General features: G+C 64.5%; 20 protein-coding genes. 7 read left to right on the top strand and 13 right to left on the bottom strand.

Annotated features, from left to right (window positions below):
• Positions 1–37: 37 nt before the first annotated feature.
• The 3 genes from thrC to alaC all read right to left on the bottom strand — a co-directional run bounded on the left by thrC (position 38) and on the right by alaC (position 3,828).
• Positions 38–1,180, bottom strand: coding sequence for a threonine synthase (gene thrC, locus F462_RS11790; RefSeq protein WP_038054393.1), 1,143 nt, complete (start codon positions 1,178–1,180; stop codon positions 38–40).
• Positions 1,181–1,218: 38 nt separating this feature from the next.
• Entirely contained in the window at positions 1,219–2,532 is a 1,314-nt protein-coding gene (locus tag F462_RS11785) for a homoserine dehydrogenase (protein WP_038054390.1), read from the bottom strand.
• Positions 2,533–2,604: 72 nt separating this feature from the next.
• Entirely contained in the window at positions 2,605–3,828 is a 1,224-nt protein-coding gene (gene alaC, locus F462_RS11780; protein WP_038054389.1) for an alanine transaminase, read from the bottom strand.
• A 211-nt stretch (positions 3,829–4,039) separates the two neighbouring features.
• Here alaC and F462_RS11775 point away from each other — a divergent pair, with 211 nt between their 5' ends.
• On the top strand, positions 4,040–4,423 hold the full coding sequence (locus F462_RS11775; protein ID WP_038054386.1) for an Mth938-like domain-containing protein: 384 nt from the start codon (positions 4,040–4,042) through the stop codon (positions 4,421–4,423).
• Between the two features lie 27 nt (positions 4,424–4,450).
• Here the strand turns inward: F462_RS11775 and rpoS are convergent, their stop codons facing one another.
• The 5 genes from rpoS to surE all read right to left on the bottom strand — a co-directional run bounded on the left by rpoS (position 4,451) and on the right by surE (position 8,384).
• Positions 4,451–5,524, bottom strand: a complete 1,074-nt coding sequence (gene rpoS, locus F462_RS11770) for an RNA polymerase sigma factor RpoS (RefSeq protein WP_038054383.1) — start codon at positions 5,522–5,524, stop codon at positions 4,451–4,453.
• 23 nt (positions 5,525–5,547) lie between these two features.
• Positions 5,548–6,300: a peptidoglycan DD-metalloendopeptidase family protein gene (locus F462_RS11765; protein WP_038054380.1), complete on the bottom strand. Its 753-nt coding sequence runs from the start codon at positions 6,298–6,300 to the stop codon at positions 5,548–5,550.
• Positions 6,300–6,884 carry a YqaA family protein gene (locus F462_RS11760; RefSeq protein ID WP_038054377.1) on the bottom strand — a complete coding sequence of 195 codons (585 nt, stop codon included), beginning with the start codon at positions 6,882–6,884 and terminating at the stop codon, positions 6,300–6,302. Before F462_RS11760 ends, F462_RS11765 begins: the two co-directional genes overlap by 1 nt.
• 74 nt (positions 6,885–6,958) lie before the next feature.
• Positions 6,959–7,624, bottom strand: coding sequence for a protein-L-isoaspartate(D-aspartate) O-methyltransferase (locus F462_RS11755; RefSeq protein WP_038054374.1), 666 nt, complete (start codon positions 7,622–7,624; stop codon positions 6,959–6,961).
• Positions 7,614–8,384 carry a 5'/3'-nucleotidase SurE gene (surE, locus tag F462_RS11750; protein WP_018140534.1) on the bottom strand — a complete coding sequence of 257 codons (771 nt, stop codon included), beginning with the start codon at positions 8,382–8,384 and terminating at the stop codon, positions 7,614–7,616. The genes F462_RS11755 and surE overlap by 11 nt, the downstream gene beginning before the upstream one ends.
• A gap of 111 nt (positions 8,385–8,495) precedes the next feature.
• On the opposite strand from surE, the gene F462_RS11745 reads away from it, so the two are divergent.
• The 3 genes from F462_RS11745 to F462_RS11735 all read left to right on the top strand — a co-directional run bounded on the left by F462_RS11745 (position 8,496) and on the right by F462_RS11735 (position 10,537).
• Positions 8,496–9,053 (top strand): Smr/MutS family protein, encoded by a 558-nt coding sequence (locus tag F462_RS11745; protein WP_038054370.1) that lies wholly within the window; start codon positions 8,496–8,498, stop codon positions 9,051–9,053.
• Between the two features lie 255 nt (positions 9,054–9,308).
• Positions 9,309–9,917 carry a Tll0287-like domain-containing protein gene (locus F462_RS11740; RefSeq protein WP_038054367.1) on the top strand — a complete coding sequence of 203 codons (609 nt, stop codon included), beginning with the start codon at positions 9,309–9,311 and terminating at the stop codon, positions 9,915–9,917.
• Positions 9,918–10,105: 188 nt separating this feature from the next.
• Positions 10,106–10,537 (top strand): PAS sensor domain-containing protein, encoded by a 432-nt coding sequence (locus tag F462_RS11735; RefSeq protein ID WP_038054364.1) that lies wholly within the window; start codon positions 10,106–10,108, stop codon positions 10,535–10,537.
• Positions 10,538–10,543: 6 nt separating this feature from the next.
• Here F462_RS11735 and truD read toward each other — a convergent pair whose 3' ends face one another.
• The 5 genes from truD to mrcB all read right to left on the bottom strand — a co-directional run bounded on the left by truD (position 10,544) and on the right by mrcB (position 17,207).
• Positions 10,544–11,596 carry a tRNA pseudouridine(13) synthase TruD gene (gene truD, locus F462_RS11730; RefSeq protein WP_038054362.1) on the bottom strand — a complete coding sequence of 351 codons (1,053 nt, stop codon included), beginning with the start codon at positions 11,594–11,596 and terminating at the stop codon, positions 10,544–10,546.
• Between the two features lie 26 nt (positions 11,597–11,622).
• On the bottom strand, positions 11,623–12,306 hold the full coding sequence (tsaB, locus tag F462_RS11725; RefSeq protein WP_038054359.1) for a tRNA (adenosine(37)-N6)-threonylcarbamoyltransferase complex dimerization subunit type 1 TsaB: 684 nt from the start codon (positions 12,304–12,306) through the stop codon (positions 11,623–11,625).
• A complete protein-coding gene (locus F462_RS11720) occupies positions 12,297–14,285 on the bottom strand; it encodes an ATP-dependent DNA helicase (RefSeq protein WP_038054357.1) in 1,989 nt (662 codons plus the stop codon). The genes tsaB and F462_RS11720 overlap by 10 nt, the downstream gene beginning before the upstream one ends.
• Positions 14,278–14,766 (bottom strand): tetratricopeptide repeat protein, encoded by a 489-nt coding sequence (locus F462_RS11715; RefSeq protein ID WP_081911408.1) that lies wholly within the window; start codon positions 14,764–14,766, stop codon positions 14,278–14,280. Before F462_RS11715 ends, F462_RS11720 begins: the two co-directional genes overlap by 8 nt.
• Positions 14,767–14,852: 86 nt before the next feature.
• Positions 14,853–17,207 (bottom strand): penicillin-binding protein 1B, encoded by a 2,355-nt coding sequence (mrcB, locus tag F462_RS11710; protein WP_081911407.1) that lies wholly within the window; start codon positions 17,205–17,207, stop codon positions 14,853–14,855.
• A 135-nt stretch (positions 17,208–17,342) separates the two neighbouring features.
• Between mrcB and F462_RS11705 the strand changes: the two genes are divergently transcribed.
• From F462_RS11705 to F462_RS11695, 3 genes are all read left to right on the top strand, one after another.
• Entirely contained in the window at positions 17,343–18,914 is a 1,572-nt protein-coding gene (locus F462_RS11705; protein ID WP_038054348.1) for a bifunctional aminoglycoside phosphotransferase/ATP-binding protein, read from the top strand.
• A gap of 388 nt (positions 18,915–19,302) precedes the next feature.
• Positions 19,303–20,103 carry a hypothetical protein gene (locus F462_RS11700; RefSeq protein WP_038054345.1) on the top strand — a complete coding sequence of 267 codons (801 nt, stop codon included), beginning with the start codon at positions 19,303–19,305 and terminating at the stop codon, positions 20,101–20,103.
• Complete coding sequence (locus F462_RS11695; protein WP_038054342.1) at positions 20,081–20,644, top strand: C40 family peptidase; 564 nt, start codon at positions 20,081–20,083, stop codon at positions 20,642–20,644. The genes F462_RS11700 and F462_RS11695 overlap by 23 nt, the downstream gene beginning before the upstream one ends.
• The last annotated feature ends 28 nt before the right edge of the window (positions 20,645–20,672 follow it).

Below are 20,672 nucleotides of genomic sequence, written 5' to 3'. Positions count from 1 at the left end.
GGTCATACACCGCTTCGAGGTCGATCGTGCGTGAGCGTCAGCTCAGGTTGTCACGGATCGCGCGGGAGACCGCTTCCAGCTCCGCCGGGACCTTGGTCGGCTGCACCAGGCTCTGAGCAATGGCGGTATCCGGGTCTTTCAGGCCGTTGCCGGTCAGGGTGCACACTACTGTCGAGCCTTCCGGGATCTTGCCCTCGCGGATGTCGCGCAGCGCACCGGCGAGCGATGCGGCGGACGCCGGCTCACAGAACACGCCTTCCTTTTCTGCCAGGAGCTTCTGTGCAGCCAGGATCTCGTCGTCCTGGCACTCGTCAAACCAGCCGTTGGACTCCTCGCGGACCTTCCAGGCCATATCCCAGGACTGTGGGTGGCCGATGCGGATCGCGGTAGCCACGGTGTCTGGATCGTCCACCATCGCACCGCGCATGAACGGCGCGGAACCCGCGGCCTGGTAACCCACCATGTGCGGGCGGTTACCCACCATGCCACCGCCGGCGTACTTACAGTGGCCCTTGCAGTAGGAACAGGCCTCGGTCACGTCATCACTACTCTTCGCGGCCATTTCGCTATAGCCGATCCAGTGCGCAGTGATATTGCCTGCGTTGCCCACCGGCAGGCAGTGGTAGTCCGGGGCACGGCCCAGCTCCTCGACAATCTCGAAGGCCGCGGTCTTCTGACCTTGCAGACGATACGGGTTCACCGAATTGACCAGCGTCACCGGCGTATTGGACGCGACCTCCTTCACCAGGCGCATGCCGTCGTCGAAGTTGCCCTCGATCTGGATGACGGTCGCGCCGTGCATCATCGCCTGGGCCAGCTTGCCCATCGCGATCTTCCCGTCCGGGATGACGACAAACGCGGTAATCCCGGCACGTGCCGCATAGGCGGCCGCAGCGGCGGAGGTGTTGCCAGTCGAGGCGCAGACGATCGCCCGCGAGCCCTCTTCCACCGCCTTGGTCACGGCCATCGTCATGCCACGATCCTTGAACGAGCCCGTCGGGTTCAAACCCTCGAACTTCACGTAGATCTCGACCTCGCGGGAGAGTTCGCGCGAGATGTTGTTCAGGCGGATCAGCGGCGTGTTGCCCTCGCCCAGCGAGATGATGCGCGTATCGTCATGCACCGGCAGACGGTCACGGTAACGCTCGATCAGTCCGGTATAGCGGTGTCCAAAGGCCATGGTGTTCTCTTCGTCGTTGCGAAAGGAATGACGCTCGTCTAGCGCGCCAGACCCTCCATGCGGATACGGGTAATCGGGGTCAGCAGGTGGTCCAGCGCTTCGAGGGCGGAGATCGCCTCGTTCATTGCGCCCTCGCGGACCTTATGCGTGAGCATGATGATCGTCGCCTCGCCACGTTCCGGATCTGGCTCGCGCTGCAGGATCGCCTCGATGCTGATGCCATGTTCGCCCAGGATGCGCGTGATATCGGCCAGCACGCCCGGACGATCCTGAGTCCGCAGGCGCAGATAGAACGAGGTCTCGACATCCGCCAGCTGCAATGCCGGCTTGTCCGACAGGGCATCCGGCTGGAAGGCCAGGTGCGGCACCCGGTTCTCCGGATCGGTGGTCAAAGCGCGCACAACATCGACCAGGTCTGCCACCACCGCCGAGGCAGTCGCCTCGGCCCCGGCTCCGGCACCGTAGTACAGCGTCGGGCCCACTGCATCGGCACTCACCAGCACTGCGTTCATGACGCCGTCCACGTTGGCGATCAGGCGGCGCTCCGGGATCAACGTCGGGTGCACCCGCAGCTCGTAGCCCTTCGGCGTACGGCGGGCGATGCCCAGATGCTTGATCCGATAACCCAGTTCAGCGGCAAAACCGACGTCCTCGCGCGTGATGTTGCTGATGCCCTCGACCGCGACCCGATCGAACTGCAGCGGGATGCCGAAGGCGATGGAGGCCAGGATCGCCAGCTTGTGCGCGGCATCGATACCCTCGACGTCGAAGGTCGGGTCGGCCTCGGCATAACCCAGCGCCTGCGCTTCGGCCAGCACGTCCTCGAAGTCGCGACCCTTGTCGCGCATCTCGGTCAGGATGAAGTTGCCGGTGCCGTTGATAATTCCGGCCAACCACTCGATCTGGTTGCCCGCCAGGCCCTCGCGGATCGCCTTGATGATCGGGATACCACCCGCAACGGCGGCCTCGAACGCCACCATCACGCCCTTTTGCTGCGCCCGCTCGAAGATCGTGTTGCCGTGCAATGCGATCAGCGCCTTGTTTGCGGTCACCACGTGCTTGCCGGCATCGATCGCGGCCAGCACCAGGCTCAGGGCGGGATCGGTGCCACCCATGAGCTCGACAATGACCTCGACCTCGGGGTCGTTCACGACCTCGGCGGGATCGCTGGTCAGACGTATGTCCGAGCAATTGCAATCACGCTCGCGGTTGACGTCCCGTGCGGCCGCGGCCACCACCTGGATGTCGCGCCCGGCACGGCGTGCAATCTCGAGCCCATTGCGCTCCAGCACGTTGACCGTGCCGCAGCCGACGGTGCCCAGTCCAAGAATTCCGATCTTTACCGGCGTCATAGCCTTGCTGTCCTTGACGTCAGGCGCCGCGGGGCGCCCGGTGTTGATTGCATTCGTGTGTAGAAGGCCGAGTCAGTTGCCCGAAGCTGGACTGTCCTCGGTCGCCTCCGACAGGATGGAGTCGGCGCGGAACATCGCCTTGATGCCACGCAGCGCCTGGCGTGTTCGTTGTTCATTCTCGATCAGGCTGAACCGCACATAATCATCGCCATAGTTGCCGAATCCCACACCCGGCGATACCGCCACCTTGGCGTCGCGCAGCATCTTCTTGGCAAATTCGAGCGAACCCATCTCGCGGTAAGGCTCCGGGATCGGAGCCCAGACAAACATGGTCGCCTTCGGCTTTTCCACGTGCCAGCCGAGCTTTGTCAGGCCCTCGCAGAGCACATCGCGGCGCACGCGGTACAGCTCGCGGATCTCGTCCACGCAGTCCTGCGGGCCTTCCAGGGCCGCGATGGCAGCGACCTGGATTGGCGTGAACGTGCCGTAGTCGAGATACGACTTGATGCGGGCCAAAGCGGCCACCAGCGTCGGGTTGCCGCACATGAAGCCCACGCGCCAGCCCGGCATGTTGTAGGTCTTGGACAGGGTGTAGAACTCCACCGCGATGTCCTTGGCCCCCGGCACTTCGAAGATGGACGGCGCCTTGTAGCCGTCGAAGGTGATCTCGGCATAGGCCAGGTCATGCACGATCCAGATGCCGTGCTCCTTGCAGATTGCGACCACCCGCTCGAAGAATTCCAGGTCCACGCACTGGGTGGTCGGATTCGCCGGGAAGTTCAGGATCAGCATCTTCGGCTTCGGCCAGGAGTCCTGGATCGCCCGCTCCAGCTCGGCGAAGAAGTCGACATCCGGCGTCAGCGGCACATGGCGCACATCGGCGCCGGCGATCACGCAGCCGTAGGGATGGATCGGGTACGCCGGGTTGGGCACCAGTACCGCGTCGCCTGGGCCCAGTGTGGCCAGTGCCAGGTGCGCCAGCCCTTCCTTGGAACCGATGGTCACGATCGCCTCGGTCTCCGGGTCCAGGTCCACATCGAACTGGGTCTTGTACCAGCGCGTGATCGCGCGGCGCAGTCGCGGAATCCCCTTGGAGACCGAGTAGCGGTGGGTATCACCGCGCTGCGAAGCCTCGCAGAGCTTGTCCACAATGTGCTTCGGCGTGGGCTGATCCGGGTTGCCCATCCCAAAATCGATGATGTCTTCGCCACGGGCGCGGGCCTCGGCCTTCAACTGATTCACAATGTTGAAGACGTAGGGCGGGAGGCGCTCGATACGGGGAAAGACGTCGGTCACGGGTCTGGGTCCTGTTTGGCCTGGGCAGTCGCTTCGCGGGGCCGTCCCGGTAAACACCGAAAGCGTTTCGCTGGCCCCTCCGGCTGCCGCACCGGAAAGCGCGCCAAAGTATAACCCGGACCCTTCGCTGTCAACGAATCGCGCTGGAGCTCACACCCGTGTGGACAACGGATTCTTGAGCCAATCCAGGTCCCGGAGTAGCGTAGTCGCCATGCTGTTTTCCGAAGTCACCAGCGAAGAGTCCTACATCGTCACCGGCTACGAAGCCGGACGGGTGGGCATCAATCAGGTCGCTCATGTGCAAAGTCTGATCGTGCGCCCGCACGATCTGCGCACCGCGTGGCCCGTCCAAACCGTCGCTGAACTCGAGGTGGAGCATCTCCAAACGATCCTGGACAGCCCCCCGGAGGTCTTGCTGATCGGGACCGGCGAGGTGCAGGAATTTCCGGACCGGGCGGTCTGGCGCCACCTGCGCTCGCAGGGACTGGGGGTCGAAATCATGGATACGGCAGCAGCCTGTCGCACCTACAATCTGATCATGGCGGAAGGCCGTGACGTTGCGGCCGCACTGATCATCAACGGGTCACCGAATTAGCACCAGGCGGCCCTGCCGCGCGGCACTTCAGGAATTTGGCAGGACCTCGTCGCCCTTCATTCCCCGCGCTTCCAACAGCTTGCGCAACCGTTTGAGGGCGTCCATCTGGATTTGGCGTACGCGCTCGCGGGTCACGCCGATCTCCGACCCCACCTGCTCCAGGGTCGAACGCTCGAAGCCGTGCAACCCGAATCGGCGCACCAGCACCTCGCGCTGCTTGTGTTCCAGCTCGCCCAGCCAAGCATCCACCAGATGATGCAAATCCTCGTCCTCCAACAACGTGGAAGGCTCAGGGGCATTGACGTCGGCAACGATATCCGTGAGCGAGCGATCCCCTTCCGGCCCCGAGGGGAGATCCATGGAGGTTGAGGGCTCGGACATCGCGCGTAGCTTCTGGATCTCGGCCACGGGCTTGCCCAGGCGCTGCGCCAGTTCTCCCTCGGAGGGATCTCGACCCAGCTCCTGGGTCAGGTTTCGCGCGATTCGTGCATGCATGCGCAGTTCCTTGCTCACATGCACCGGGATCCGAATCGTGCGCCCCTGGTTCATCAAGGCCCGCTCGATGGTCTGGCGAATCCACCAGGTCGCGTAGGTCGAAAAGCGAAAGCCTCGCTCCGGGTCGAACTTTTCCACGGCGTGCATCAACCCGAGGTTGCCTTCCTCGATCAGGTCAAGCAGTGGCAGGCCACGGTTCATGTAGCGCCGCGCGATCTTGACCACCAGCCGCAGGTTGCATTCGATCATGCGCCGACGGCCATCGGCATCCCCGTCGCGAGCCAGACGCGCGTACTTGCGCTCTTCTTCCGGCGTCAAAAGAGGGCGGTACTCGATATCACGGAGATAGATCTGGATGGCATCCAGCTCGGATGCACGGGCATCACGCAGGGTCTTGGGCCGAACCGGAACAACCTCCTCGGCTTCCGGCGCCGCCTCGGGCGCCACGGCCTTCGGTTCGCCGTCCGCATCTTCCGGCTCGTTGGTCGCTTCGCCTGGAATGACTGGATCCTCGGGAGCGTGGCCCACATCCTCTTCCGCTACTGGATCAGGCGTCAGGCGGTCTTCGTCCATTTCTGGATCCACCGGCTGCGGGGTCTTGGCCATGTAGTGGCGCGCTCCTTATCGAATTAGCGATCCGGGAGGAATCGCGCGGGGTCCACGGGGGTCCCATCTACCCGGATTTCGAAATGCAGCATCGGACGCTCGGCACCCGATGAGCCCAGCCGTGCGATCGTGTCGCCCGCCTGCACCTGATCACCCTCCGAAACCAGCAGCTCGTCGTTGTGCCCGTAGGCGCTGAGAAAGCGGTCATCGTGTTTAAGGATGACCAATCGACCATACCCCACCAGCCCGCCACCTGCATAGACCACCTCGCCAGCCCGCGTAGCCCGGACGTTATCGCCGCGTTCGCCGCCGATGGCCAGGCCACGACGAGTGCCGCTGTTGGAGAATCCACGCAGTACGTCACCATCCGCCGGCCAGCGCCAACCACCGGGATCCGAAGGCGGTGAACTGGGCGACGACGAGGAGGAGGAGGATGAACCGGTATCTCCTCCGTCGCCGCTGGAAGAACTCCCCGGGCTCGCCGTTTGCGTGGGCGAACGCTGCGGCGCGCTGGGCGGCGTGGAACGGGCCGATCCCCGTAGCCGTAGCTCCTGACCGGGATGGATCACATAGGGGGCGCCAATGGCGTTGCGGCTCGCGAGGTCTCGCCACTCCAGCCCATAGCGCTGGGCGATCCGATAAAGGGTCTCGTTGCGCTGAACCACATGGGTGTCCGGCATCGACGCGCCACTGGGCGCCCTGGCTGCACAACCGGTCACCAGGCCCACCACCAGGACCAGCGCTGCCAGCAGCCCCAGTGCCGTGCCCAACCGCATCAGTCGATTACCAGATAAATCGTCATCGCCACGACTAACAGGATAACGCCGGCCCACCCCAGCCGTTCCATATAGGGTCGCAAATGCTGTTCCGCGCGTGGCCCCGCCCACGCCATGAACAACGCGACCAGAAAAAACCGTAACCCACGCCCCACGAGCGAGGCGATCACAAAGGGCAACAACGCCATGGAAAGCGCGCCCGCCGTCACCGTGAACAGCTTGTACGGAATGGGGGAAAACCCGGCCACGAGGACCACCCATACTCCCCAGATGGCAAACCAGGACTCGGCCTGTTGCAGTTCCTCGGCATACCCGATCTGTTCCAGCCAGGGCCCGATCCACTCGAAGGCCAGCCAACCAATCAAATACCCCAGCACGCCCCCGAGTGCCGAGAACACCGTGGTCAGGGCCGCCAGGCGCCAGGCCGACTTCGGGCGAGCCGCCGCCATGGGCGCCAACATCACATCGGGTGGAATCGGAAAGAACGAAGACTCCGCAAACGACAGCCCGGCGAGATAGCGCGGCGCGTGGCGATGGCGAGACCAGCCCATCACCCGGTCGTATAACGGTTCAAACAGCTTCATCGCCGCGACATTATCCTAGCCGACTCGAGCACAAGCCGGCCGCGAAGCCGCGTGGGCTGACATCCGGAACCGGTTCACTGTTCGGCCCCTGGCAACATCGGCACAAACATCACGGCATCCAGAATATCGCGTACATAGGCCTCATCCGTACGGGTGAAGCGCACCAGCTGCTGGCGTCCAGTCCCACTCTCCACCGGCGCGACCAGGCGTCCGCCGGGTGCCAGCTGGGTCAGCAACGCCTCCGGTACCTCTTTCGGCGCTGCCGTCAGAATGATTCCATCGAACGGCGCCTTCTCTGGCCAGCCCTCGGCGCCGTCACTGTGGCGAAGATTAACGTTGTTGATTCCCAGACGGCTCAACAACTCGCGCGCACCCCGGCTAAGCGCCTGGATGCGCTCAACGGAGTACACCCGGTCCACGATCTGCGCGAGCACCGCCGCCTGATAGCCCGAACCTGTGCCCACCTCCAGAACCGTACGGATCGGGCCACCTTCCAGCAGCGCCTCGGTCATGCGCGCCACGATGAACGGTTGCGAGATGGTCTGGCGATGCCCAATCGGAAGCGCCGTATTCTCGTAGGCGCGGTGACTCAAGGCCTCTTCCACAAACAGGTGGCGCGGGATGCTACGTATCGCATCCAGCACCCGGGGGTCGCGGATCCCCTGCCCCTCGAGCACTCGAATAAGACGGTCCCGCGCTCGTTGCGAGGTCAGACCGGCGCCCGCCGCGTCAGGAACCATGCCCCACCTCCGGGAGAGAATCATCCAGCCAACGCCCAACCGTGTCGATCGCATCGAAGCGGGTCAGGTCCACCTGGATCGGCGTGACCGAGACGTAGCCCTCGCGCACCGCATAGAAATCGGTCCCGGGGCCGGCATCCTGTTCCGAACCGGCCGGCCCTACCCAATAGATCGGGCGTCCACGCGGGTCTTCGTCCGCGATCATCGGCTCGGCCCGATGACGATGCCCCAGACGCGTGGCCTGCACCCCGCGGATGGCCTCGCGCGGCAGGTCGGGCACATTGACGTTCAGGATCGTCGACGCCGGGAGCGGCACACGATTGATCCGGTCCAGCAACTCCACGACGACGCTGGCCGCGGCGTCGTAATGTCGCAGCTCGGGGCCAACCAGCGATACCGCAATGGAGGGCAGCCCGAGAAACCGCCCTTCCATCGCGGCCGCCACCGTGCCGGAATACAGCACGTCATCGCCCATATTCGCGCCGGCATTGATGCCCGAAATCACGACATCGGGTTCCTTCTGTAACAGCCCGGTAATCGCCAGGTGTACGCAGTCGGTTGGCGTGCCATCGACCTGCACATCGCCACCTTCCAAATGCCGTGCGCGCAGAGGCCGCACCAGAGTCAGACTGTTGCTGGCCCCACTGCGATCTCGGTCTGGCGCGACCACATGCACCTCGGCAATTCGGCGCAGGTGGGTCGCCAGGCACTGGATGCCCGGGGCGTGGATTCCATCATCGTTGCTTACCAGAATGCGCATGCAGGAACAGGGCCGTTGAGAGGGCACTTAATATACTGGAAACGATTGCGGCCGGACGCTCGCGTATCCATCCGATCGCGTCCGCCCCCCGAAAAGTGCGAGTATCCTGCCATGAACTCCGGGGACGATCCCAACGATTTCGACGAATTCCTGCAGGCGGTTGGCAACGTTCGCCGACTGCACAGCGACCAGGCCGACGTGCGCCCACCGCGTCCGGCCCCGCGGGCACGTCAGCGCGATGCGGACGAGGCCCAGGCCCATGCCGACTGGCTCAGCGACCCCCTCAACGCCGCCGACCTGCAACCGGGCGATGAGCTTCGGTTTGCCCGCCCCGGTGTTAGCCAGCGTGTCTTCCGCAAACTCCGCGGTGGACACTATCGCATCCAGGACGAAATCGACCTGCACGGACTTTTCGCCGACGAGGCGCGCCGCGCCATCGGGCTATTCCTCGATGATGCCCGCCGCGAAGGCGCACTTTGCGTACGGATCGTTCACGGCAAGGGCCTGCGTTCGCGCCAGCAAGGCCCCGTTCTCAAGGGACTGACAGACCACTGGCTGCGCCAGCGAGACGACGTCCTTGCTTTCTGCTCCGCGCGCCCTGCCGATGGTGGAACCGGGGCCGTTTACGTACTCCTGAAGCGTCCCCGCAATCCCGCCGCAGCACGCTGAAAGGGGCATGCCGAACCCCTCTTCGGGCCAGCAAACGGCGGCATCACATGCGCCGTTCGATATATTCGCGTTTTCCGATTTAAATGCCTAAACTGATCCGAGAACTGTGACCCATGCGGTCATGCCGGGCCTCCCGGATTGATTCATGGTTTCCTTACGAACATCCTTGCATTCGCGTCATGACCGGTCCATGCTTTGTACAGGTCTTGTACACATACCAGGCTGCAACGGATACTGCTCTGCGAGGTAATTGTCATGAAGAAGTGGAAGCTCGCCCCCCTGGCCTTGGGCCTGATTGCGTTCGGCGCCGGCAGCGGCTCCGCAAGCGCCGACAGCATGCCGCAGCTGAGCCAGGACGATCTGCAAGAAAGGATTGCCGCCAATCGTGAAGCGATCCAGAAGTTCGCCAGCACATTACAGGGCGAACTCATGTCGGCAATGCAGTCCGGTGGTCCGACCGAGGCCATCCAGGTCTGTAACGAGCGGGCCCCCGAGATTGCGCGGGATATCTCCGCCGAGACCGGTATCGAGATCGGGCGCACCAGTCTGAAGCTGCGTAATCAGGACAACGCTCCGGATCGTTGGGAGCGTCTGACCCTGCAGGGATTCGAGGCCCAGCACGCTGCCGGCACGGCCGCCCCCGACCTGCCCCCGCGCTTCGGCGTCGTCGAATCCGATGACGGCGACCCCAAGTTCCGCTTCATGGCCGCCATCCCGACCGGCGGTGCCTGTCTGGCATGTCACGGTTCCGATATTAGCGGAGACGTGAAGCACGCCCTGGAGCGTCTGTACCCAGACGACCAGGCCACGGGCTTCCGCGAAGGTGACGTCCGGGGTGCCTTCACCGTCACGCAGGAGATGTAGCGCCCTGTTTCCAGGGTGTTCGCCAAGGCCGCCTCCGGGCGGCCTTTTTCGTGTGCAACCGATCTCACCCGACCGTTCCGATCAACGGAGCTTGAACACGAAGCGCCCGGAACGTGCTATTTTTGTGCCCTAAGCACGAAAATGATGCGCCTCCCGCATTTCCAGGCCCGAAACCCGTACCGACCTCTATGACCCGAACGATTGACTCCGAACTCCTTGCCCTCGCCGTCGATGCCTCCAACGACGGTATCGTCATCGCCGAACGCGAAGGCGACGACAATATCCTTATCTACGTGAATCGCGCCTTCGAGGAGCTGACCGGCTATCGCTCCGAGGAAATCCTCTACCGCGACTGCCGCTTTCTGCAAGGCGATGACACCGATCAGGACGTACGCACGGAGATCCGCAACGCCATCGAAGAGAACCGCCCCTGCCGAGTTACCCTGCGCAATTACCGCAAGGACGGCAGCCTGTTCTGGAACGAGCTCTCGCTAACCCCCGTCTTCAACGACGAAGACCGGCTGACATATTACATCGGTATCCAGAAAGACATCACCGCGCGGATTGAAGCAGAACAACGTGCCGAGCGCGCCGAACAAAAGCTGAAAACCTCGGCCTAACACCGCTCAGCCAGGCTCCGAACGCGGCACGCAGATCGCGTCGATCACCCCGGTGGCGTACTCCCCCGCACCCAGCTCGAGCAACAGAACCAGATCATCGGCCTCCCAGCGCCAATCCACCGCGCCCGGCACCATACGTAACGCTCTCCGTGCCGCCTTCACATCCGTTCGCACCAAACCTTCGGCCAATTCCGGCTCACGAGTGGCCATCGCGGCTTCGAGCGCCTGAACCTCGCCGTCCGTCTGCGAGGCGCCACTCCCCCAAAGCGGGCCCGTGGGATGGATATCCAGCGATTGGCAACGCCCCTCCAGTTCGGCATCCACCTCGGCCACGGGGAACACACTCCCCGACCCCTCGAGATTGGCAACATCACCCGGCAACAGACGATCCCACTCGCCCCGACGGACTCGCTCGGCCAGTACGGCATTGAAGATCGCGGAACGCGCAGCGGACAGCAGCAGGCTGCGCTGATTGCGACTCCGAGGGGCTCGGCCACCGCCCAGCCAGGCGCGCGCCTTGGCCAGATTGTCGCGCCCAAAACGCTGCACACCGAAGTAATTGGGGATCCCGCCACGGCGGATGGCCTCCAGGATGGTCTCCGCCGCATCCCGGTCGCCTTCCACATCGCTCAGGCGGATCTCGAATCGGTTGCCCTTCAAGTGTCCGGTTCGCAATTTCCGGGCATGGCGAGCGACCTGTAACACCCGCACGGCTCCGGGCTCTCCCGCCGCTTCACGCGCCGCATTCCAGGCGCTAGCCCGGGTTTCCCAGTCGGGTTCGGACTCCGGCGGGCACTGCGCACTGAACCACTGCCGTGTGACCGCTTGACGATCCTTGCGCCCGGCGTAACTCACTCGGCCACGTCCTGCGCCGGACTCGCGCGCCAGCCACACCGCGACATCCTCGCTGTTCAGCAGCGTCTTCTCGATCTCCAGCCAGACATGCTCCCCGGAACCCTCGGGTAGCGTCGCCGGGATCTCCTCGACCCGGAAGTCCTCCGGACGTGCCTTGATCGTCGCCGTCAGTGGCGCCTGCCAGGGATAGGGTGTCTCGTGCATTCGGGTGGAGTCTCCAGAGCAGGCGGTTACGACGCGCCCGCCGGGCGCGCCACATCATCACGGACGTAGACCGGTTGGGCATCCTCGGGCGCCACGGCCTCGCCGCGTTCCCAGGCATCCACACCCAGCAGCGCGACCTCGCGGGCATCCGGCAGGGCGTCGGCAGCAACCGCCCCTGCGGACAGTCCCTGTGCGGCGGCCACCTCGGGAAAGGCAGCAAAGGCAGACCCCAGCGCAAAGCGCTCGCCCTCGGGCCACACCACCTCAAGGTCCTCCGGCGCACTCACCTGCTCCACCCCCAGCAACACCCGTTCTCCCTGAACCGGGCAAAGGCTCCAGTAGATCTCACCCATGCGCGCATCCAGGGCCGCAAGAACGGCCGCCGGGCGCCGTTCGGCGGTCAACGCCTGCTGAGCCAGAACCTGAAGACTGGAGATTGGAACCACCGGGCAATCCAGTGCGAACGCGATGCCCTGGGCGACCCCCAGCCCCAAACGCACACCGGTAAACGCGCCCGGCCCCCGGCCCACCGCCACACCATCCAGGCTGCCGCGCGGCACATCGGCCTCGCGCAGCAACTGCTCGATCTGTCCCAGGATCAACTCGCCATGGCGGCGGGCGGCCCGCTCACGCAGGCAGAGGATCTCGCCATCCAGATAAAGCGCCGCCGAACACTGTTCGGTCGCGGTCTCCAGCGCGATCAGGCGCATACGTCACGTCCTCGTGCTTGTTCCAGAAAGCGTAGTGCGGTCGCCGGCTCCCGGGTGCGGTAGAACGGCGGCAGACTGGCCAAGAATCGCCGACCATAGGATTTTCCGGTTAGCCGTGGGTCACAAAGCGCAAGGATACCGGCATCCTCGGCATCCCGAATGAGACGTCCGGCCCCCTGCTTGAGCGCGAGCACCGCCTGCGGCAGGGTGAACTCCATGAACGGTGATCGCCCCTCTGCCTCCAGGGCCGATGCGCGGGCCTGGAGCACGGGGTCATTCGGGGCGGCGAACGGTAGGCGGTCGATAATCACCACCGATAACGCCTCACCGCGGATATCCACGCCTTCCCAGAAGCTGTGCGCCCCCAGCAGCCAGGCATTCCCGCTTTCACGAAAACGCGCCAGCAAATCCCCGCGTGGCTGCTCGCCCTGGACCAGAAGCTCGCGCTCCGGCGGAAGTTCAGCACGCAGGATCACCGCCGCCTCCTGCAACGCGCGGTGACTCGTAAACAGGAAGAAACCGCCGCCCGGATTATCGCGCAATAGCGGCCAGGCCCAGGCGATACAGGCCCGGGTATAGCCCGGCGCGTTGGGGTTGGGCAGCGGGGGCTGCGGGTGCACCAGACACGCCTGGTTCGGGAAATCAAAGGGGCTGTCCAGGCGCTCGCTGGCGACATCGGCCGGCAGCCCCAGCCGGCGCGCGGCGTGACCAAAGTCGTCCCCCACCGCCAGGGTCGCGGAGGTAAACACCCACGCCGCCGGCCGTGCGGCCCGACGCTGTGCCAGGGGCCGCGCCGCGTCCAGCGGCGTGCGATGCAGGATCAGGCTCTGGCTGAAGCGCTCGGCCCAGGCAACGGTATCCGGGGTCTCCTCGCGCCACTCGCGCAGCCGCTCCAGCAGCAGGGCACTGCGTCCACGCAGCTGCTCCAGGCCCGGTGCGCGCGCGGCCGCCACCTCCAGGGCGTCGCCCACAACCCCGAGGCTGGCGTCCATGCGATCCAGCAACGGATCCAGCTCCCGGTCGGGATTTACTGCATCCCAGCTGGAACGTCCCTCCCAGGTGCGCGAAGTCTCCAGCAATTCGGCGACACAGGCCTCCAGCTCGGCCATCCGCTGCGGGATATCCAGCATCTCCGGCGCATGCTGTTGCTGCTCGCGGCGAGCGTCCCGCGCCAGCTCGCGCAGCGCGCGGGTACCGAACGCCACCCCAAAGAACGACCCAGCGATATCCGGCAGCTGGTGCGCCTCATCCACAATGACCGCATCGACCTCGGGCAGGAGCTCGCCAAAGCCTTCTTCCTTCAGTGCCATGTCGGCCAACAGCAGGTGATGATTGACCACCACCACGTCCGCCTCCTGGGCCCGCTTGCGCGCCTGGACCACGAAACAATCGTTGTAGTTCGGGCACTCACCAGCGAGGCAGTTATCCACGGTTGAGGTCACCTGCGGCCACAACATCGAATCCTCCGCGAGGATCCCTGCCTGGCCCAAATCCCCCGATTGACTCGTGCGGGCAAAGCGCTGCAGCGCCTCAATCACTTCCAGCCGATCGCGCTTTACTCCGCCCCCGATCGCCCCGCCGGCCTCGGCGGCCGCCAGCTCCAGACGGTAGTGACAAAGGTAATTGGCGCGCCCCTTGAGCAAAGCCGCTTTGGGGCGATAGCTCAGGGCCTCGCAGACCATCGGGAGATCCCGGTCGAACAGTTGGTCCTGCAGGGTCTTGGTCCCGGTTGAGATCAACGCCCGCCGGCGCGACTGCAGGATAGGCACCAAGTACGCAAAGGTCTTGCCCACCCCGGTCGCGGCCTCGACCAGCAACGCGGTGGGTGCGGTCGCCAGCGCCTCTTCCACCGCGACCGCCATGCGCTGCTGCGGCTCGCGCGGCCGGAAGCCATCGACTGCGACCGCCAGATCTCCACCAGGGCTGAGGGCTCGGACGGCCGCCGACCCTTCGGCTGCAAAATCCGGCGTGTCAGACAACTTCGGATTCCAGGCGACGGATCTCTTCGCGGGCTTCCTCGGCCCCAGCGGTATCCCCCTGCGCCTCGCGGGCCGCGAGGATCAGGCGCCAATTTTTCAACGCCAGTTCGCGATCTCCACTGCCGGCCACCTGCAAGGAACGACTGGCCAGCCTTTCGGCCTGTTCGTAGCGCTCCTGATCCATCCTGATAACCGCCATTTGGTGCCACAGCTGGGCATCCCGCGGAGCAATCCGCAGGGCACGCTCCAGACGCTGCTCTGCCCGGGCAGTATCCCCGGCCTCTCGTGCGGATTCCGCCTGTTGAGCCAGGTTGAGGGCGGCAGCCGGTGTGGGCTCGTGTTCCGGTTCGGATGCCCTCTCCGCTTCGTCACGGGTTGGTGAGCCATCTTCCGCAACACCCTCATCGTCTCGCTCGACCGAACCCGAATCGCGCGGAGCCGGTGTGGCACAGGCTCCTAGCACCAGGGTCAACGCCACCATCACAAGCCATTGTGCTGGCCGCACCCGTCGCCCCGGTGTCGATGCCCGGCCCCGGGCCCGTGCTGTGTTGGTGATCCTGAACGTCTTCAACGGAATAGCCTCTCGAACCAGCCTTGCGAACCGGAATCACTGCCCAGATCACAGTCGGCGCGCGTCTCGGGGCTCGAATTCTGCCAGAACGGGAGCGTCTTCACCGCCTCGCAGGAGTGATCGTCACTCTCCACTCGCAGGCCGGACGCCAGATCAATGCCTTGGTAATCCACACCGGGATGCCCGTCCAGGCGCAGCGACTGCACGCCGATCCCCGCCATGATCTCCGCCCACACTGGAGCGGCCGATACCCCGCCGGTCAGGCCGGTCGGTTGATTATCGTCCATGCCCAGCCACACCACGGCCACATGGCGATCGTCGAAGCCGGCAAACCAACTGTCACGAAAGTTATTCGTCGTGCCCGTCTTGCCGGACACCACCTGACCGTTCAGGCGTGCATCGATCCGGCGCCCGGTCCCTTCCCGGGTCACATCGTGCAAGGCATGTGTCAGCAACCGCACCGATCCATCCGACACCGCCCCTTGCAAGGACAATCCGTAGTGCGACAGCATCTCGTCATTCTGATCCAGCACATCGCGAATCACCCGCGTACCGGTTGCATAGCCGCCATTCGCAAGCGCCTGGTACAAGCCGGCGACCTCCAGCGGCGAGAGTTCGATCGCACCGAGCGCGAGGGACGGCAAGGGGGCTGGCGTCCGCTGCAACCCAAGGGTCTGCAGCAAGCTGACGACTTGCGAGATACCGATATCCTCGGCAAGGCGAACGGTCGCCACGTTGTAGGACTGCACCAACGCTTCCCAGGCCGTCACCTGACCCCGATACTCCCGGTCAAAGTTGCGCGGCGTCCAGGGCTCCCCATGCGGCAGCCGCAGCGTCAGTGGGCTGTCGTCCAACAGTGTCGCCAGGGTATAGCGATCCGGATTGGTCAGGGCGGCGAGATACACGAATGGCTTGATGACCGACCCTACCTGTCGCTGGGACTCCACGGCACGGTTGTAGCCGGGATAGCGTGGGTTGCGATCCCCTACCACCGCCAGCACTTCACCGGCCTGCGGATCCGTCACAACCGCTGCGGCCTGCAAATCTTCGAGGTCCCTCCCGCCCCCGCGGCGTTGCACCAGCTCGTTCACGCCACGAACCAGTCGGTCTTCAAGGCGTTGCTGGACCACTGGATCCATGGTGGTGAAGATCCGCAGGCCCTCGCTGCGCAGGTCCTCGTCGGCGTAGTCGGCACGCAGTTCTCGGCGCACCAGATCCAGGAATGCCGGGTAGCGGCTGCGCCCTTCCGGCATTACCGGCGAAACATCAAGGGCCGTGGCCAGGGCCCGATCCACTCGATCGCGCTCGGCCAGACCCGTCTCGGCCATCGCTCCCAGTACGCGATCCCGGCGTTGTTGCGCGCGCTCCGGGTAGCGCCGCGGATCGTAGTAGCTGGCACCCCGTGCCAACCCGACCAGGAGCGCTAGCTGGTCCAGCCGCAATTCGTTCAGCGGTCGCTGATAATAGAACTGCGCGGCCTGACCAAACCCATGGATCGCGCGTTCGCCTGCCTGCCCCAGGAACACCTCGTTCAGATACGCCTCGAGAATCTGGCGCTTGTCGTACCGATGCTCCAGCAGCAACGCCATCACTGCCTCGTTGAGCTTGCGGGTTAGCGTCTGATCGCGGGTCAAGTAGAAGTTCTTCACCAACTGCTGGGTCAGGGTACTGCCACCCTGCACGGTGCGGCCGGCGCGCAGGTTGGCGACCATCGCGCGGCCGATGCCCACAGGATCGACCCCCCGGTGCGACATGAAACGCCGGTCCTCGATCGCCAGCAAAGCCCCAATTAACTCACGCGGAACCTCGTCGATGTCGACCAGGATGCGATCCTCGCCGTGGGTCGGGTAAATGCTGCCAATCAACAGCGGCTCGACCCGCATCAGGTCCACATTGCGCCCACTGGACTGCTCCGCAACCGTCTGCACGCGCCCACCGGACAGGCTCACCCGTACCGAATGTGCCGGCTCCAGGCCATCCCCGAAGGTAAAGGGCCGGGTCGTGAACCGAACCGTATTGCCGCTGCTATTGAACTCGCCGGGACCGTCACCCGCCGGCGTCTCGCGATAATTCAGTGCACGCAGCTCGCCTTCCAGCGCATCTACCGTCAGCGACCGCCCAGCGTACAACTCCAATGGACGCGCATAGACCCGCGCGGGCAAAGCCCAGCGCTGGCCTTCGAACTGTTCCCGGATCTCGCGGTCCAGTTGATGGACATAAATCCCGCCCACCATCATGCCTGCGAGCAACAGCCCGACGAGGGTCCAAGCGCCCGCGCCAAACAGGCGCCGCAGCGGTCCCTTGCGGGACGCAGATCGCTTACGGGAACGTGTAGAAGGCTTTCGCGGCATGACGTGACGTCGACGGGGTAACCGAAACGGCTGCAATGGTAACCTGAGACCTAATCAAAAACGGGTGCATACCCGGCGATTCCAGCAAAAAGACCCCAAGCGCGAGAACACCCCCCGCGCCGCAGCGGAGCCCTGATGACCGAACTGCAACAGCACCACAAGCGTCTGCGCCAACTGGTCGAACACGGCGGCTTTCCGGATCCGCAGCCGGATCCAACCACCGTGCGCACAATCGAAACCCATATCTCGACGGTGATCCTCGCCGGTGAAGACGCCTACAAGTTCAAGAAGCCCCTTAATCTCGGCTTCCTCGACTTCTCAACCCTCGAAGCTCGCCGGCAGTACTGCGAGACCGAACTGGAGGTCAATCGCCGCCTGGCGCCCCAGATCTATTTGGAGGTGGTGACCCTCAATGGTGACAACGGCCACCCCCAAATCAACGGTACCGGACCGATCGTCGATTATGCGGTGCACATGCGCCGCTTTGACCGCAAGCGCCAGCTCGATCACCTGCTCGACAAGGGCCGCTTGCCGGCGGCGGCCATGGATGCGCTAGGTCACTACATTGCCGCCTTCCACGAGCGCACCGAACGCACCGAACGCACCGATGCGCAATCCGAATACGGCACGGCCGAGGCCACCACCCAGCCCATGCTGGACAACTTCCCCGCGCTGTCCGAAACCGTCACCGGCGCGGCTGACCGGGCTCGACTGGACCGACTTGAGGCCTGGACGTCGAAAGAAATCCATCGCCTGCACGATTTATTGAAGAAACGACATGACGAAGGCTTCGTGCGTCACGGCCATGGCGATCTGCATCTGGGGAACCTGGTCTACGTCGATGACGAACACGGCAACGAAGTCCCGGTCGCCTTCGATGCGATCGAGTTCGATCCCGCCCTGCGCTGGATCGACGTGATCTCCGAGATCGCCTTCACCACCATGGACCTGCTGGCACGCCAGTCCCGTGCCCATGCCTGGCGACTGCTCAACGCCTATTTCGAAGGCCGCGAGGACCTCAACGGACTGGCCCTGCTCCCGCTTTACCAGGTCTACCGGGCCCTGATTCGGGCCAAGGTTCAGGGAATTCACGGGTCCGAGGCTCAACTGCCGTCCGATGAACAGGCCGCACACAAGGCCGAGATGGGGCGCTACCTTGCGCTGGCCGAGCGCCTGACCGAACGCGGTGAGCCGCGCCTGATCCTGATGCACGGCGTCTCCGGAAGTGGCAAGACGGTCGTCAGTACCCAAATCCTCGAGACCCTCGGCGCCGTGCGGCTGCGCTCTGACATTGAACGCAAACGCATATCCAACTCCGTCTCGTACAGCGAATCCGCCCGTGCACTGATCTACGACCACCTGCGTGAGCGTGCCAATCACCTACTGACCCTCGGCCTGACCGTGGTGGTCGATGCCACCTTCCTCACCCGTGCCCAGCGGGCGCCATTCCAAGACCTCGCCCGCGACCACGGAGCGGGGTTTGCCGTGGTGGCCTGCCAGGCCAACGAAGCCATCCTGCGGGACCGGCTGAAGGCGCGCGCCCAGGCCGGTACAGACGCCTCCGATGCCGGTATCGAGGTCATGGAACAGCAACAACCGACGCAGGAATGGCCAGCCCCCGAAGAGCACCCCATCGAGGTCGCCCCGGAAGCCCCCCTGGACTCGGACGCCGTGGCCCGCCAGCTGTTAAAACCCGTCACGTCCTGAGCGAAGGGATACAATGGCGACTAGGGAAACACTGATTAATGTACACACTCGCGTTAGTACCCCAGGTTTTCCGAGACAAGGCGCGTCGCGTAGCGGGTAGTGGTTCTACCCGCCCGTTTTTGATGGATTGGGGCGCAACGCCGGATCGGGGAGCCTGGGGTACCAACCCCACAAACCATTGAAAGCAGGGGCTCGTCCGCCCGTTGTTGTCGATAACGGGCATGCGCACGGCGTTGCGGTTCCCTTGTGCAGAATGACTGCACGGTAGTCACCGCGCATTAAACGCACGCAAAAGCGACTCGAGCGCGAGCGTGTACATTAATCAGTGTTTCCCTAGGGTGGCCATCCTCCCGCCGCAGACCGACACCGACCGATCGTAGGAGCCTTCATGCCTCATCACTGCCAACGCCCCACGTCCCGCATCCGTCACGCCCTACTGGGTCTCGCCTCCTGCGGCCTGCTGGCGGTCGGCTCCAGCGCGCAGGCGGACGCCATGCTGCATTATGTGGATGACGAAGGACTGGAAAGCCAGATCCTGGTACGGGGCGAAATCGTGCGCATGGAGCTGAACGAAGCCATCAGCGGCACCTCCGGGTACATGCTGTTCGATGCCACGACCGACACCCTCACGGTGGTGGACGACAGCGAACAGACCTTCACCCCGCTGACCCGCGAGGTCATGGACGAACAGATGCGGGCGATGACCGACATGGTCAGCGACCTACGCCGACAGATGGAACAACTCCCGCCCGAGGTTCGCCAACAACTGGAGGAGCAACTTGGCATCGGCGAGGAAGGCTTCGACGCCGACATCAGCACACGCGCCACGGGCGAGCAACGCGAGGTCGGCGACTTCGTCTGCGACGAACACGAGGTTCTGATTGGTGGCGAGCCGCAAAGCATCGTATGCGTGGCTGAGACCGACTCGCTCGGCCTGTCCGAGGCCGACTTCCAGACCCTTGGGGCGTTAATGGATCGCCTGTACGAGCTGTCCCTGAGCGCCCTGGAGGCTGGCGGACCCATGGCCTCGCAAATGGGCGCCTCGCTGCTGCCACGCGTTGACGGCATCCCGCTTGAGGTCAGCGAACGTGACGGGGTTACCACGCGCCTTGCCGGACTCTCCACCGACGAGCTGAGTTCGGACCTCTTCAGGGTCCCCGATAGCTATGCCGAAAAAGACCTTTTCTGACCTCGTCGGTGCGCACCTGCCGGTTGCTTTGGCCGGCGCCGCGTTCCTGCTGCTGATGGGTTGTAGCACGGGCCCCGAACCCCGTGGCACGGAACCCACCGCGGCTCCCAAGCCCATTACCGACACCGAATCCCCGCCTCAAGGCCCAATGAGCCTTGCGCCGGCGGCGGGCCTGGAGCGCTCCGAGGTCGTGCTAACCGCCCTCGGCCATCTTGATACCCCATACCGCTATGGCGGAACCGACGCCTCCGGGCTGGACTGCTCGGCCCTTGTCCAGCGCGCCTATCGCGAAGCCGGGCGCGACGTCCCACGGACCACCAGTGACCAGGCTCGCGCTGCCACGCGCAGCAATGGTTCCCCCACGCCGGGCGATGTGGTGTTCTTCGCGATCAACGGGAATCAAATCGACCACGTCGGGGTCTACCTCGGAGACGGCCGTTTTGTGCACGCCCCCAGCTCCCGCGGGCAGGTCCGCATCGAACACCTGGACAACCCCTACTGGCAGCCGCGCAAGCGCTTCGCCGGACATTTCTTCGACTGACCGGGCATTAGGCCCAATCCATCACTGA

Source organism: Thioalkalivibrio sp. ALJ1 (assembly GCF_000745395.1).
Classification (GTDB): Bacteria; Pseudomonadota; Gammaproteobacteria; order Ectothiorhodospirales; family Ectothiorhodospiraceae; genus Thioalkalivibrio.
This window is presented reverse-complemented; position numbering and strand designations above follow the sequence as displayed.